This window comes from Herbidospora sakaeratensis, from assembly GCF_001570525.1.
In the GTDB taxonomy this organism is placed as follows: Bacteria; Actinomycetota; Actinomycetes; order Streptosporangiales; family Streptosporangiaceae; genus Herbidospora; species Herbidospora sakaeratensis.
Map to the genome: position 1 here is coordinate 87091 of NZ_BBXC01000007.1, position 15339 is coordinate 102429.

Here is a 15339-nt window from a genome sequence, read left to right on the forward strand (position 1 = left end):
TTTCGAGGAGGGAAGACGTCAGGCGCGGGCCAGCGTCCCCAGGTAGAGCTCGATGACCTTCGGGTCCTTGATGAGGTCCTTGCCGGAGGCCGTGTAGGCGTTGCGCCCCTGGTCGAGGACGTAGCCGCGGTCACAGATCTGCAGGCAGCGGCGCGCGTTCTGCTCCACCATGATCACGGTCACCCCCGCCCGGTTGATCTGCTGGGCCTGGATGAACACCAGGTCCTGCAGCTTGGGCGACAGACCGGCGGACGGCTCGTCGAGCAGCAGGACGGACGGCTCGGTCATGAGGGCGCGCCCCATGGCCACCATCTGCCGCTCGCCGCCCGACAGGGAGCCCGCCCGCTGCCTGCGCCGGTCCTTGAGGGCCGGGAAGATCTCGCAGACGAAGTCGAAGCGCTCCTTGAACTTCTTGGGCACCTGGAAGGCGCCCATCTCGAGGTTCTCCTCGACGGTCAGCGACGGGAACACGTTGTTGGTCTGCGGCACGAAGCCGACCCCGCGCTCCACGAGCGCGTGGGCCTTCAGGCCGGTGATGTTCTCGCCCTTGAGGGTGATCGAGCCCGTCCGCACCTCGACGAGGCCGAACAGCGACTTGAGCAGGGTCGACTTGCCGGCGCCGTTGGGGCCGATGATGCCGATCAGCTCGCCCTCGTTCACGTAGAGGTCGGCGCCGTTGAGGATGTTCACGCCCGGCAGGTAACCGGCGAACAGCTCGTCGCAGCGCAGCAGCGCGTCGCCGGCCGCCGCCACGTGGGCCGAGCGGTCGACGATCGCGTTCGGGTCGGCGGAGCTCATTCCGTGCTCTCCTTGTCGAGTTCGGCCTCGGCTTCGTGGAGCTGCCGCTCCTCCTCCTCGGCCGAGAGCGGGGCGTCGTGGTGGGCGCCGAGGTAGGCGTCCACGACCCGCTCGTCCGACATGACGCTGTCGGGCGGACCCTCGGCGATCACCTCGCCCTGGGCCATCACGATGACCCAGTCGGAGATGTCGCGCACCATGTCCATGTCGTGCTCGACGAACAGCACGCTCATCCCGAGCTCGCGCAGGTTCTTGACGTGGCCGAGCAGCGACTGCGTCAGGGCCGGGTTCACGCCGGCCATCGGCTCGTCGAGCATGACCAGCTGGGGGTCGCCCATGAGGGCGCGGGCCATCTCCAGCAGCTTGCGCTGGCCGCCCGAGAGGCTGCCGGCGAAGTCGTCGCGCTTGGCGTCGAGCTTGAAGCGCTGGAGCAGATCCTCCGCCTTGGCGGTGATCTCGTCCTCCTGGCCGCGCCACAGGCCCGGGATCAGGCCGCGGAAGAAGTTCTCACCCTTCTGCGACTGGGCGCCCAGGCGCATGTTCTCGATGACGGTGAGCTTCGAGAGCGCCTTGGTCAGCTGGAAGGTGCGGACCATGCCCTGGCGGGCGACCTTGTAGGCCGAGACGCCGTTCATGTTCCGGCCGTTGAAGGTCCACTGACCCTCGTCGGCGGTGTCGAAGCCGGTCAGCTGGTTGAAGAACGTCGTCTTGCCGGCGCCGTTGGGGCCGATCAGGGCGGTGATGCTGCCCCGCTGGATCTCGACGTGGTTGACGTTCACCGCGGTCAGGCCGCCGAAGCGGCGCACCACGTTGTCGACCACGAGGATCGGGTCGGGCTTGGGGACCCCGGGCTCGGCGGCCATGCCCTCGAACGCCTTGAGGGCCGCCGCCTTGCCGGCCGGGAGCGATTCAGCGTGCATCGATTGAGATCTCCCTCTTGTCCCCGAAGATGCCCTGCGGCCGGTAGATCAGCAGCAGCATGAGGCCGAGGCCGACGAGCATCAGGCGGATCGCGCCGACCTGGTTGACCGTGATGAAGGTGATCGCGCCGCTGTTGACGGCTTCTTCCATCCCGGTGCCGATGAAGATGAGCAGCAACCAGAAGAGCATCGAGCCGACGATCGGGCCGAGGATCCGGGCCGCGCCACCGAGGATCAGCACGGTGTACGCGTAGAACGTCAGGTCGGTCGAGAACAGGTCGGGCTGCACGGCCGACCGGCTCAGGGCGAAGATGAAGCCGCCGAGCGAACCGATGACGCCGCCGATGACCAGCGCCTGCATCTTGTACGAGAACACGTTCTTGCCGAGGCTGCGCACGGCGTCCTCGTCCTCGCGGATCGCCTTGAGGACGCGGCCCCACGGGCTCTTCATCGCCATGAACAGGATGAACGACGCGATCGCCACCAGGGCCCAGCCGACCGTCAGCACCCACATCGACCGGTTGTCGAACCCGATGATCGGGGGGATGCCGTACTCACCCGGGGGATAGGGGTTGAGGTCGTAGAAGGCGCCGGAGAAGGCCTGGAGGCCGTCGGTGCCGCCGAAGGTGTCCGACAGCGCGACCGACCGCACGACGAGGCGGACGATCTCCGCCGCCGCGATGGTGACGATGGCCAGATAGTCGGCCCGCAGCCGCAGGGTGGGGATGCCCAGCAGCAGGGCCATCAGGACGGCCAGCAGCAGGCCGATGCCGACGCCCAGGAAGAAGGGCAGCCCGAAGGTGGCGACGGTCACCGCGATGGCGTACGCGCCGATGGCCAGGAAGCCCGCCTGGCCGAAGTTGAGCAGGCCGGTGTAGCCGAACTGCACGTTGAGGCCGATCGCCGCGAGGGCGTAGATGATGGCCTCGGAGCCGATGCCCGCTTCCACGGCCCGGCTGAAGATGAGTGTCCAGTCCATGTGTGCCTCCTAGCCGATCCGCTCGCGACGGCCGAGGATGCCCTGCGGCCGGACCATGAGCACGATGATCAGCACGACCAGCGCGCCGATGGTCTTCATCTCCGGCGGGATCCACAACGTGGAGACCTGGACGAACATGCCGACGACCAGCGAGCCGACGAGGGCGCCGAACGCGGTGCCCAGGCCGCCGAGGGTGACGCCGGCGAACATCAGGAGCAGGACCTGCTGGCCCATCTGGAAGTTCAGGTTCTGGGTGGTGCCGAGCAGGATGCCCGCCAGCGCCGCGATGCAGGTGCCGGAGGCCCAGACGAGCCGGATGACCCGGTCGACGTTGATGCCCGACGAGGAGGCCAGCGCCGGGTTGTCGGCGACCGCGCGGGTCGCCTTGCCCAGCCGGGTGTACGTCAGGGCGAGGCCCACCGCGATCAGCACCACGATCTCGATGCCCATGGCGATGAGGCTCTTGGGCGTGGCCGAGATCGGGCCGATCTGGATGCCGGCCTGGGCGACGTACTGGTCGTAGGACTCGCCGCCGCCGCCGAACAGGAACAGCAGCAGGGCCCGCAGGAACAGGGCCAGGCCGATCGAGATGATCATCATGGAGATCAGGCCGGTCTTGCGGCGCCGCAACTGGCCCCAGAAGAAGCGGTCCTGTCCCCAGCCCAGCCCCGCCGCGATCACCAGCGCGATCGGCGCGGCGATCAGCAGGTGGAGGCCGATGACGGTGTTGAAGAAGAACGCGAGAAAAGCGCCGATGGTGAGCAGCTCACCATGGGCGAAGTTGGTCAGGCCGGTCGTTCCGAAGATCAGGGACAGACCGACCGCGCCGAGCGCGATGATCAGGCCGAGGTTGAGGCCCTCGAACACGAGCTGGGCCACGCGGGTCCAGTAGGAGCTGCCACCGCCCCCGTCGCCCTGCTGCCCCTGGGGTGGGGCGTTCGCGTCGACCAATCCGAACAGCACGTTGCGCGCGTTGCCCTCGAACACCTGGACGGTCAGCGTCCCACGGTTGGGGTCTCGCAGCGCTTTCCCTGCGGGAAGGGTGGCCTGGTCCAGCGTGACCTTGTAAGAACCGGCCTTGTCGACGGCGACCTTCCAGGTCCCGTCCGCTCCGGTCGTGGCCTCTCCGACGGGCGCGTCTGCGTCGGTCGCCACGGTGATTTTCACGCCTGCTACAGGCTGGCCTTGGATTCTGAGTGTGCCTCGGACTTCTTCGCCTTCGGCCGCCCACGCTGTGGACGCTCCGGCCAAGAAGACGAAGATGAGTCCACCCATGAAGGCCGTGAACGCGATCACGGCTCTGCGCAATGGTGCTCCTCGTAGGTCATGACGGGGTTGTGCCTCGCCATCCCGAACACGGGACACCGCGATAGGTCCACGGTGTAATGGCCGGAGCATAGAGCCGAACGCCCGTTTACGGACAGTTCGTCACCAATCGGTGACCTGGCTGTGTCGTGTGCGTTTTGCATCGTCCCCGCAGGTGGGGGTGGCCGAGCCGGAGGAACGGCGAGGGCCCGTGGCCGGCCTTTGGGGCCGTGCAGAGCTTCCCCGGCGCTGCACGTTGTCTACTCAGCCCGCCACGGGCCCTCAACCACAAGACAGTAGCGACAGGCGTGCCCCCTGTGCAGCCTGATGCCGCTTTGTGATGTCCGGATGTCAGGACGCCGCTTGATCGCGAAGCATGCAGGTCAGCCGGGAGGTGCAGACCGTGCGGCCCTCGTCGTCGACCACCTCGATCTGGTACGTCGCCAGCGTGCGCCCCCGGTGCAGGGAGAGCGCGGTGGCGGTGACGTGACCCGACCGGGCCGACCGGTGATGGGTCGCGTTGATCTCGATGCCGACGGCGGCCCGGCCCTCGCCGGCCTGGAACATCGCCGCGATCGAGCCGACCGTCTCGGCCAGCACCACCGAGGCGCCGCCGTGCAGCAGCCCGAACGGCTGGGTGTTCCCCTCGACGGGCATCCTGGCGACCACTCTCTCCGCGGTCACCTCGAGGAACTCGATGCCCATCCGGTCCTGCAGATGACCCGTCCCTGCGGCGTTCATCAGCGCGACGAGCTCTTGGGTCAAGGCTCTTCCTTTCCGGGTGGTTCTGTCGTAGGGGGAGACTAGGCTCTGAGCGTGCCGAAGACCGAAGAGACCCCCCGCTTGCTGCTGCTGGACGGCCACTCGCTGGCCTACCGGGCGTTCTACGCGCTGAAGGACGCCAACCTCATGACGACCGACGGCCAGCACACCGAGGCGGTCTACGGCTTCCTGTCGATGCTGACCAACATCATGCGCGACGAGGCCCCCAGCCACCTGGTGGTCTGCTTCGACCGCAGCGAGCCGACCTTCCGCCACGAGGCCTACGCCGACTACAAGGCCAACCGGTCGGAGACGCCCGAAGACTTCCGCGGCCAGATGCTGCTGATCCACGAGCTGCTCAACACCCTCAAGGTGCCCCACCTGTCGCTGGCGGGCTTCGAGGCCGACGACCTGATCGCCACCCTGGCCACCCGCGCCTCCGGCGAGGGCATGGACGTGCTGATCGTCACCGGCGACCGCGACGCGCTCCAGCTCGTCGACCCGAAGGTCACCGTCCTGATGACCCGCCGGGGCATCAGCGACATGACCCGCTTCACGCCCGAGGCGGTCGTCGAGAAATACGGCCTGACGCCGAACCAGTATCCCGACTTCGCCGCCCTGCGCGGCGACCCCAGCGACAACCTGCCGTCCATCCCCAGCGTGGGCGAGAAGACCGCCACCAAGTGGATCAGCGAGTTCGGCTCGCTCGACGAACTGGTGCGCCGGGCCGACGAGGTCAAGGGCAAGGTCGGCGACAAGCTGCGCGAGCACCTCGGCCAGGTCATCCACAACCGCATGCTCACCGAGTTGCGCCGCGACGTCGCGATCGACGTCGAGCCGGCCGGCCTGACCATGGGCCAGTGGGACCGCGAGGAGATCAACAAGCTGCTCGACAGCCTCCAGATCCGGGGCGAGCTGCGCGAGCGCCTGTTCAAGGTGCTCGGCACCGCCGAGCCCGAGGTCCAGGGCGGCTTCGAGGCCGACATCGTCACCCTCGAACCCGGCGGCGTGGCTGCCTGGCTCGGCGCGCTCCCGGCGGGCCGCACCGGCCTGGCCTTCGCCGGGGCGTGGGGCAGCGGCACCGGCCGCATCGACGCCATGGCCTTCGCGGCGGCCGGCGGCTCGGCCGCCTACCTCGACCTCACCCGGCTGACCGCCGACGACGAGGCCGACCTGGCCGCCTGGCTGGCCGACGAGTCGATCGAGAAGGCCGTCCACGACAGCAAGGGCCCGCTGCTGGGCCTGTGGGCCCAGGGTCTCGACCTGCGCGGCCTCACCTGCGACACCGCCCTGGCCGCCTACCTGGCGATGCCCGGCCAGCGTGCCTTCCCGCTCGACGACCTGGTGCTGCGCTACCTCCACCGCACCCTTGAGAACACGGCCGAGTCCAATGGTCAGACCAGCCTGTTCGACGACGCCGACGACACCGCCGCCCGCGACCTGGCGATGAAGGCCGTGGCCGTGCTCGACCTGGCCGAGGCGCTGGAGAACCACCTGTCCCAGCGCGGCGGCGCCCGCCTGGTGACCGACGTCGAGCTCCCGCTGGTCCGGGTGCTGGCCGAGATCGAGCGCGCGGGCATCGCCGCCGACGCGCAGTACCTCGCCGCGCTGGAGGCCGAGTTCGCCGCCGCCGTGAAGATGGCCGTCGACGCCGCCCACGCGGCCGTGGGGGAGCAGTTCAATCTGGGCTCGCCCAAGCAGCTCCAGGAGATCTTCTTCGAGCGGCTCAACCTGCCGAAGACCAAGAAGATCAAGACCGGCTACAGCACCGACGCCGACCAGCTCGCCTGGCTGGCCACCCAGACCGAGCACGAGCTCCCCACGATCATGCTGCGCCACCGCGACCAGCAGAAGCTGCGGACCACGGTCGAGGGCCTGATCAAAGAGGTCGCCGACGACGGCCGCATCCACACCACGTTCAACCAGATCATCGCCGCGACCGGCCGCCTGTCGTCGGAGAAGCCGAACCTGCAGAACATCCCGATCCGCACCGCCGAGGGCCGCCGCATCCGCAAGGGCTTCGTGGTCGGCCCCGGCTACGAGACCCTGCTGACGGCCGACTACAGCCAGATCGAGCTGCGCATCATGGCCCACCTGAGCGGCGACCGCTCGCTCATCGAGGCGTTCGGCTCGGGCCACGACTTCCACGCCGCCACCGCCGCCAAGGTCTTCGACACCACGCCCGAGGCGGTCACGGGCGAGATGCGCGCCAAGATCAAGGCGATGAACTACGGCCTGGCCTACGGCCTGAGCGACTTCGGCCTCTCGGGCCAGCTCAACATCCCGGTGGCCGAGGCGCGCACCCTGAAAGAGGAGTACTTCGAGGAGTTCGGCGGCATCCGCGACTTCCTCGGCGACATCGTCGCCCAGGCCCGCACCGACGGCTACACCTCCACCATCCTGGGCCGCCGCCGCTACCTGCCCGACCTGACCAGCGACAACCGCCAGCGCCGCGAGATGGCCGAGCGCATGGCCCTCAACGCCCCCATCCAGGGCAGCGCGGCCGACATCATCAAGGTGGCGATGCTCAACGTGCAGCGGGCCATCGCCGGCATGCGCTCCCGCATGCTCCTCCAGGTCCACGACGAACTCGTCTTCGAGGTCCACCCGGGCGAGCTCGACGACCTCCGCCAGGTGGTCGTGAAGGAGATGGCCGCCGCCTACGACCTGACCGTGCCCCTCGACGTCTCGGTGGGCGTCGGCCCCAACTGGGAAGACGCCGGCCACTAAGAACTCTTTTCCGTTACGGCTCCGCCCACCCCGGCGCCGGCCGCCGCCCCCGGTTCGCGCCGCGCCCGGCGCCGACCGGGCGCGCCCGCTCGGTCCTCGACGACGGACATGCCAGCGGTGGACTGGCGGCCCGCGGACCGGTCGTGCCGCCCGATACGCCGGTCTGGTTATGCCCCGGGTCTTTGAGTGCTTTCGCGTCGTTTCGGAGCGCGATCACGACTAGGGTCAGATGATTGTGCGGAAGGTTGTCTCCCTGACCGGCGTGGCCAACGTCGTGGTGGTCACGCTCGGGTTGATCGCGCTCTCGCTGATGCGCGGACCGGCCGCTCCGCCCCGCGGCGGCGTGCCCCACACCGAGGCCCAGAAGAAGCCCGGCCAGAGCCAGGAGGCCCCGCCCCAGCCCGTGTTACCCGGCTTCGCGCTGCCCGCCCCCGTCGAGGCGACCGAGGAGTCGGCCCGCAAGGCGAAGGCCAACGAGGTCGGGCTGGTGCCGGTGCTCATGTACCACCGGATCCGGTGGGACCGCAGCGCGTCCATCGACCGCACCCCCAAGCAGTTACGCGTCGAGCTCGAACGGCTGGCGCGGGCCGGCTACGTGCCCGTCACGGCGGCCGAGTTCGTCGAGGGCCGCATGGACGTCGCCGCCGGGGCCCACCCGGTCGTGCTCACCTTCGACGACGGCAACCCCAGCCACTTCGCGCTCGGCGGCGACGGGCTGCCGATGAAGGACACCGCCGTCGAGATCATCCTCGCGGTGGCCGAGAAGTACCCCTCGTTCCGCCCGGTCGCCACCTTCTACGTCAACCGCGAGCCGTTCGGCCTCCAGGGCAAGGAGGCGCAGCAGGCCGGGGTGCGGTGGCTGATGGACCACGGCTTCGAGGTGGCCAACCACACCTACGCCCACAAAGACCTGCGCAGCCTGTCCAACAAGAAGGTCAGCGAGCAGATCGTGCGCGGCGAGCGGCTGCTCAGGCAACTGGGAGTGGAAGATTTCTCCACGTTCGCCCTACCGTTCGGCTCGCGCCCGAGAAAGAGCTCACTGGGCCGGGGCGGGTCGTGGGACGGCGACAAGTACCGGTACGAGGGCGTGTTCCTGGCGGGGGCCGAGCCGTCGAAGTCGCCCTTCGCGAAGGGCTACGACGCCCGGCAGATCCAGCGCATCCAGTCGAACGGGCTGGCCGGCGACTGCCGCAAGTGGTGCTCGACCTACTGGCTCAAGTGGCTCGACGAGCATCCGGAGGAGCGCTACACGGCCGATGGCGATCCGGACAGTCTCTCTCTGCCACGCCAACTTCGCGCTAATGTTGCGTCAAAGCGTGGCAAAAAGGTTATCTACTATTAAGCTGCGTCCCGGGCCTCCGGATTGACCCCGCTCGCCAGGTCTCATATGCTGATCGCTGCGCTGTGGGCTCGCGCGCGCCTCGAAGGGAGCGGGCTCGCGCTCGCTCAATCCTGATCCCCGGCTTGAACGAAGCAGGCCTGCTGCGCCTCGACACAACGACATCTGTCCGGTTCGGAGCAATTCCACACATGACGAGCAGCACTGAGGCCACCTCGAACACCCCGCAGGTAGCGGTCAACGACATCGGTTCCGAGGAGGCCTTCCTCGCCGCGATCGACGAGACCATCAAGTACTTCAACGATGGCGACATCGTCGAAGGCACCGTAGTCAAGGTCGATCGAGACGAGGTCTTGCTCGACATCGGCTACAAGACCGAGGGTGTCATCCCCTCCCGCGAGCTTTCGATCAAGCACGACGTCGACCCCGCTGAGGTCGTCGAGGTCGGCGAGCACGTCGAGGCCCTGGTTCTCCAGAAGGAGGACAAGGAAGGCCGTCTGATCCTGTCCAAGAAGCGCGCCCAGTACGAGCGCGCCTGGGGCACGATCGAGAAGATCAAGGACGAGGACGGCATCGTCACCGGCACGGTCATCGAAGTTGTCAAGGGTGGTCTCATCCTCGACATCGGCCTGCGTGGCTTCCTCCCGGCGTCCCTGGTCGAGATGCGCCGCGTGCGCGACCTGCAGCCCTATGTCGGCCGGGAACTCGAGGCCAAGATCATAGAGCTCGACAAGAACCGCAACAACGTGGTTCTGTCGCGCCGTGCCTGGCTGGAGCAGACCCAGTCCGAGGTCCGCCAGACCTTCCTCAACACCCTCCAGAAGGGCCAGGTCCGCAAGGGCGTCGTGTCCTCGATCGTCAACTTCGGCGCCTTCGTCGACCTTGGCGGCGTCGACGGTCTGGTCCACGTCTCCGAGCTCTCCTGGAAGCACATCGACCACCCCTCCGAGGTCGTCGAGGTCGGCCAGGAGGTCACGGTCGAGGTCCTCGACGTCGACATGGAGCGCGAGCGCGTCTCCCTGTCGCTGAAGGCGACCCAGGAAGACCCGTGGCAGCAGTTCGCCCGCACCCACCAGATCGGCCAGGTCGTCCCGGGCCGCGTCACCAAGCTGGTGCCGTTCGGCGCGTTCGTCCGGGTCGAGGAGGGCATCGAGGGCCTGGTCCACATCTCCGAGCTGGCCGAGCGCCACGTGGAGATCCCGGAGCAGGTCGTCCAGGTCGGCGACGAGATCTTCGTGAAGATCATCGACATCGACCTCGACCGTCGTCGGATCAGCCTGTCGCTCAAGCAGGCCAACGAGGGCGCCGGCGTCGACGTCGAGTTCGACCCGACCCTCTACGGCATGGCCGCGACCTACGACGACCAGGGCAACTACATCTACCCCGAGGGCTTCGACGCCGAGACCGGCGAGTGGCTCGAGGGCTTCGACAAGCAGCGCGAGGAGTGGGAGCGGCAGTACGCCGAGGCCCAGGCCCGCTTCGAGGCGCACAAGAAGCAGGTCGAGCAGGCCCGCGCCGAAGACGCCGAGGCCAGCGAGGCCGCGCCGTCGTCCTACAGCGGCGAGACCCAGACGACCAGCCAGTCGACCGGTGGCGCCCTGGCCTCCGACGAGGCGCTGGCCGCTCTCCGCGAGAAGCTCGCGGGTGGCCAGAGCTAAGTAGCTCGACGAAAGCCCCGTCCACCTCGGTGGGCGGGGCTTTCTGTTGGGCCGATTCTGATCTACTTTGTAAAGGCGTCGGGCCGGGTATGGTGGCGCGATGGTCATCATCGAGCGCGCCGAGCCCCTCGACGCCGGGGAGATCCTCACCCTCCAGCGCGCCGCCTACGTCAGCGAGGCCCAGCTCTACGGCGATCCGTTCATCGCCCCGCTGGTCGAGTCGCTGGAGCAGCTCCGCAAGGCGGTCGAGAGCGCGGTCCTGCTCAAGGCCGTCGACGGCGGGCGGGTGGTCGGGGCCGTGCGCGGCCTGGTCGCCGACGTGACCCCCGGCACCACCGCCGGCCGCGTCTGCGTCGTCGGCCGCCTCGTCGTGGCCCCCGACCGGCAGGGCGAGGGCGTCGGCACCGCCCTCCTGGAGGCCCTGCACGAGCGGGTGGCCGCCGAGCACCCCGACGTGCACGCCTTCGACCTGTTCACCGGCCACCTGTCCGACGCCAACCTGCGCCTCTACAAGCGCCTCGGTTACGGCGAGACGCGTCGCGAGCGCCTGCAGGACCATCTGACGATGGTGCACATGCGACGGGTCGTCGAGCCGTGAAGATCGGGCTCACCGGCGGCATCGGGTCGGGCAAGAGCGAGGTCAGCCGGCGCCTGGGCGACCGCGGCGCGATCGTCATCGACGCCGACAAGATCGCCCGCGAGGTGGTGGAGCCGGGCACCGAGGGCCTGGCCGAGGTCGCGGCGGCCTTCGGCGACGGGGTGCTGCGGGCCGACGGCTCCCTCGACCGGGAGAAGCTGGGGTCGATCGTCTTCGCCGACCCCGAGAAGCTCGCCGTCCTGAACGGCATCGTGCACCCCCGGGTCGGAGCCCGGGTCCAGGAGCTGCTCGACGACGTGCCGGCCGGGGGAGTGGTCGTCTACGACGTGCCGCTCCTGGCGGAGAACAAGCTGGCCCCCACCTTCGACCTAGTGATCGTCGTCGACACGGCCGACGAGGTCCGGATCCGGCGGCTGGCCGAGAATCGCGGCATGTCCGAAGCCGACGCGCAGGCCCGGATCGCGGCCCAGGCGACGCGGGAGGAGCGGCTGGCGGTCGCCGACTTCGTGATCGACAACAACGGCGGCCTGGCCGAGCTCGACCGCCAGATCGACGAGGTGTGGGCCCGGCTGACCCCAGGCTGAGCCGTTCGGGTCGCTACCAGCCCATGTCCCGGGTGACCTCCTCGGCGGTCGCCTCGGTGACGTCGACGTCGGCGGCCCACTCGAATCTGGACAGCACGTCGGCCAGCGCCTGCTTCTGCGCCGGATGGGTGATCGGTACCGTGTTCAGATCGGTGGTGTCCAGCCAGTGGAACAACACGATCGCGTCGGCACGCCACAGTCTCAGGTTCACGGTCGGGAGGTCGGGTTCCGCTTCCACGGAACTCATCATGCCCCCAGCGCGCCGGCGACGGAACGGCCTCCGCCCCCGCGGAAGCCGTACCGGAAGATCAGAGACTAGAACCAGCCGCGGCGCTGGGCCATCTGGTGGAGGCCGTTGTTGAGGGCCTGCTCGGCCGCGTTCAGGTTGCCGTTGAGGGGGACCGTGAAGCGGTTGTAGGTGTCGTGGCTGGAGCTCATGAAGCCGCCGCGCTTGTCGGCCTCGAGGATGACGTCCATCGAGTGGGGGTTGGTGATGAAGGTCAGCTCCAGGGCGTTGAAGTGGCGGCTCCACTGCGGGCCGGCGTAGTACTCGATCTCCTGGAAGAACGGCATACGGGAGCCCTGGAGGGTGCCGCGCTCGAGGTCGGCCTTGCTGAACCGGAAGCCCTGGCGGTCGAGCGCCATGATCAGGTGCTCCTGGATGGGGAGCGGGGTGACGAACAGCGGGTCGAGGTCGCCCTTGTCGAGGGCGCCGGCGAGGGCGAGTTCGGTCTTCACGCCGAGCTTCATGCCGCGCAGCGGGTGGCCGCCGATGGCGCTGATCGGGGTCTCCCACGGGACCGGGATCTGGAAGGGCGCGGAGTGGCGGGCGCCGGCGGTCAGGTGGAACGGGCCGGCCACCGGCTGGCGCAGGAAGCTGTAGTTGGCGTTGTACTCGCTGTCACCGCTCTCGACCTCGACGACGGCCGTGAAGTCGATGAAGATGCCCTCGACGTTGTAGTCGCTGCCCCCACCCACGAAGTTGACCTGGCCGGAGAGGGTCTCGCCGGGACGGACGGTCGAGGTTGCGAGGACGGTGTCGACCTCGACGCCGGCCCCGAAGGCGGCCATGAGCTTGCGGAAGACCATTTCAGGAGGCTCCTACTGATTTGTAACGGTTGATCGCTTCAACGGCCGGTTCGTACCGCCGGGTTCCCCAACCTGGTGCGAACGTAACCTAACGAGGCTGACTTGCCGCGCGCTTGCAAACGGGTGACCCCGGAATTGTCGGTGGGGGAGCGTAGGTTATGGAGTCGTGAGGCCGGTAACAGATTTGCAGCGCAAGGTGGCGCCCTTCCAGGTCGTCACAGAGATGTCGCCGTCCGGTGACCAGCCGTCGGCCATCGCCGACCTTGAGCGCCGTGTGAGCGCGGGCGAGAAGGACACCGTCGTCCTCGGCGCGACCGGAACCGGCAAGACCGCGACCGTGGCCTGGCTGGTGGAGAAGCTCCAGCGGCCCGCCCTGGTGATGCAGCCCAACAAGACGCTCGCGGCCCAGTTCGCCAACGAGCTGCGCGAGATGCTGCCCAACAACGCGGTCGAATACTTCGTCAGCTACTACGACTACTACCAGCCCGAGGCGTACGTCCCCCAGAGCGACACCTACATCGAGAAGGACTCCTCGATCAACGAGGAGGTCGAGCGGCTGCGCCACTCGGCCACCAACTCGCTGCTGACCCGCCGCGACACGATCGTGGTGGCGTCCGTGTCGTGCATCTACGGTCTGGGCACCCCGCAGGAGTACGTCGATCGCATGCTGCGCCTGAAGGTCGGCCAGGAGATCGAACGCGACCGTCTGCTGCGCCGCCTGGTCGACATGCAGTACGCCCGCAACGACCTCGCCTTCACCCGGGGCACCTTCCGGGTCCGCGGCGACACGATCGAGATCATCCCTCAGTACGAGGAGCTCGCCGTCCGCATCGAGATGTTCGGCGACGAGGTCGAGAAGCTCGCCACCCTCCACCCGCTGACGGGCGAGGTGATCACGGAGGACGACGAGCTCTACATCTTCCCGGCGTCCCACTACGTGGCCGGTCCCGAGCGCATGGAGCGCGCGATCAACGGCATCGAACGCGAGTTGTCCGAGCGGCTGGCCGAGCTGGAGGGCCAGAACAAGCTGCTGGAGGCCCAGCGGCTGCGCATGCGCACGACCTACGACATCGAGATGATGCGCCAGATCGGCTCGTGCTCCGGCATCGAGAACTACTCCCGCCACATCGACGGCCGTGAGGCCGGCACGGCGCCCTACACCCTGCTCGACTACTTCCCCGAAGACTTCCTGCTGGTCCTCGACGAGTCCCACCAGACCGTCCCGCAGATCGGCGCGATGTACGAGGGCGACGCCTCCCGCAAGCGCACCCTGGTCGACCACGGGTTCCGGCTGCCGTCGGCGATGGACAACCGCCCGCTGAAGTGGGAGGAGTTCCTGGAGCGCATCGGTCAGACGGTCTACCTGTCGGCCACGCCGGGCCCCTACGAGATGGGCCGCTCGAAGGGCGAGTTCGTCGAGCTGGTCATCCGCCCGACGGGCCTGGTCGACCCCGAGGTCGTGATCAAGCCCACCAAGGGCCAGATCGACGACCTGATGGAGGAGATCCGCGCCCGCGCCGAGCGTGACGAGCGGGTCCTGGTCACCACGCTGACCAAGAAGATGTCCGAAGACCTGACCGACTACCTGCTCGAGAACGGCATCCGGGTCCGCTACCTGCACAGCGAGGTCGACACGCTGCGGCGCATCGAGCTGCTGCGCGAGCTGCGGGTGGGCGAGTTCGACGTCCTGGTCGGCATCAACCTGCTCCGCGAGGGCCTCGACCTGCCCGAGGTCTCGCTGGTGGCCATCCTCGACGCCGACAAGGAGGGCTTCCTCCGGTCCGAGACGTCCCTGATCCAGACGATCGGCCGCGCGGCCCGGAACGTCTCGGGCCAGGTCCACATGTACGCCGACAAGATCACCCCCAGCATGGAACGGGCGATCGACGAGACCAACCGCCGGCGGGCCAAGCAGATCGCCTACAACGAGGCGGCCGGCATCGACCCCCAGCCGCTCCGCAAGAAGATCGCCGACATCCTCGACTCGCTGAACCGCGAAGACGCCGACACCGCCGAGCTCCTGGGCGGCGGCGGCCGCCAGCAGTCGCGCGGCAAGGCCCCCGTGCCGGGCCTGAAGTCCCGCCAGGCCGGGCAGCACGCCAAGGCGATCGTGGGCGACATGCCCCGGGCCCAGCTCGAATCCCTGGTCGAGTCGCTGACCGAGCAGATGCACGCGGCGGCGGCCGACCTCCAGTTCGAGGTCGCGGCCCGGCTGCGCGACGAGATCAAGGAACTCAAGCGCGAGGTCCGCGACATGAAGACGGCAGGGGTCGGGTGACCCAAGCGCCTGCGGCGTCAGGTGACCACCCGGGTCGAGGACGACTGGCGGAAGTCGTGATGTGCTCCTGCGTGGCCGACGTCAGGGCACCGGGCACCACGAGAGATGAGGCGGGTCGGGTAAGACGCGGACCCGACCTGCGCGGCCGGGGTTCGATGAGGCGGGTCGGCTGCGACCGGGAGCGGTGCCGGGCCTGCGTGCTGAGGTTCGGTGTGTCCGGCACATGTGATGCTTGAGCTGGGATGAGGCGACCGGGAGCAGTGCCGAGACTGCGCGCGTGGTTCGGGTTCGGTGTGCCT

13 protein-coding genes are annotated in these 15339 nt (G+C 68.5%); 6 read left to right on the plus strand and 7 right to left on the minus strand.

What is annotated here, in order from left to right; all coding sequences use genetic code 11:
* Positions 1 to 18: 18 nt before the first annotated feature.
* From AW271_RS00440 to AW271_RS00460, 5 genes are all read right to left on the minus strand, one after another.
* A complete protein-coding gene (locus tag AW271_RS00440) occupies positions 19 to 798 on the minus strand; it encodes an ABC transporter ATP-binding protein (protein ID WP_062330205.1) in 780 nt (259 codons plus the stop codon).
* On the minus strand, positions 795 to 1718 hold the full coding sequence (locus tag AW271_RS00445) for an ABC transporter ATP-binding protein (protein ID WP_062330207.1): 924 nt from the start codon (positions 1716 to 1718) through the stop codon (positions 795 to 797). The genes AW271_RS00440 and AW271_RS00445 overlap by 4 nt, the downstream gene beginning before the upstream one ends.
* Positions 1708 to 2697, minus strand: coding sequence for a branched-chain amino acid ABC transporter permease (locus AW271_RS00450; protein WP_062330209.1), 990 nt, complete (start codon positions 2695 to 2697; stop codon positions 1708 to 1710). Before AW271_RS00450 ends, AW271_RS00445 begins: the two co-directional genes overlap by 11 nt.
* 9 nt (positions 2698 to 2706) lie before the next feature.
* A complete protein-coding gene (locus AW271_RS00455) occupies positions 2707 to 3852 on the minus strand; it encodes a branched-chain amino acid ABC transporter permease (protein WP_245652874.1) in 1146 nt (381 codons plus the stop codon).
* Between the two features lie 501 nt (positions 3853 to 4353).
* Positions 4354 to 4743 (minus strand): hotdog fold thioesterase, encoded by a 390-nt coding sequence (locus AW271_RS00460; protein ID WP_062332875.1) that lies wholly within the window; start codon positions 4741 to 4743, stop codon positions 4354 to 4356.
* A gap of 75 nt (positions 4744 to 4818) precedes the next feature.
* Between AW271_RS00460 and polA the strand changes: the two genes are divergently transcribed.
* From polA to coaE, 5 genes are all read left to right on the plus strand, one after another.
* Complete coding sequence (gene polA / locus AW271_RS00465; RefSeq protein ID WP_083975873.1) at positions 4819 to 7494, plus strand: DNA polymerase I; 2676 nt, start codon at positions 4819 to 4821, stop codon at positions 7492 to 7494.
* A 229-nt stretch (positions 7495 to 7723) separates the two neighbouring features.
* The gene (locus AW271_RS00470) at positions 7724 to 8836 is read left to right on the plus strand and encodes a polysaccharide deacetylase family protein (protein ID WP_062330214.1); all 1113 of its coding nucleotides are present in this window, start codon (positions 7724 to 7726) and stop codon (positions 8834 to 8836) included.
* A 188-nt stretch (positions 8837 to 9024) separates the two neighbouring features.
* Positions 9025 to 10491, plus strand: coding sequence for a 30S ribosomal protein S1 (rpsA, locus tag AW271_RS00475; protein ID WP_030450235.1), 1467 nt, complete (start codon positions 9025 to 9027; stop codon positions 10489 to 10491).
* Positions 10492 to 10591: 100 nt separating this feature from the next.
* Positions 10592 to 11089, plus strand: coding sequence for a GNAT family N-acetyltransferase (locus AW271_RS00480; protein ID WP_062330216.1), 498 nt, complete (start codon positions 10592 to 10594; stop codon positions 11087 to 11089).
* A gap of 2 nt (positions 11090 to 11091) precedes the next feature.
* Positions 11092 to 11673, plus strand: a complete 582-nt coding sequence (gene coaE / locus AW271_RS00485) for a dephospho-CoA kinase (protein WP_083976118.1) — start codon at positions 11092 to 11094, stop codon at positions 11671 to 11673.
* A 13-nt stretch (positions 11674 to 11686) separates the two neighbouring features.
* Here the strand turns inward: coaE and AW271_RS00490 are convergent, their stop codons facing one another.
* Together AW271_RS00490 and AW271_RS00495 are read right to left on the minus strand one after the other, a co-directional pair.
* A complete protein-coding gene (locus AW271_RS00490) occupies positions 11687 to 11911 on the minus strand; it encodes a hypothetical protein (protein WP_218007901.1) in 225 nt (74 codons plus the stop codon).
* 77 nt (positions 11912 to 11988) lie between these two features.
* Positions 11989 to 12762 carry a sporulation protein gene (locus AW271_RS00495; protein WP_062330220.1) on the minus strand — a complete coding sequence of 258 codons (774 nt, stop codon included), beginning with the start codon at positions 12760 to 12762 and terminating at the stop codon, positions 11989 to 11991.
* 166 nt (positions 12763 to 12928) lie between these two features.
* Here AW271_RS00495 and uvrB point away from each other — a divergent pair, with 166 nt between their 5' ends.
* On the plus strand, positions 12929 to 15040 hold the full coding sequence (gene uvrB, locus AW271_RS00500) for an excinuclease ABC subunit UvrB (protein WP_062330222.1): 2112 nt from the start codon (positions 12929 to 12931) through the stop codon (positions 15038 to 15040).
* Positions 15041 to 15339: the final 299 nt, after the last annotated feature.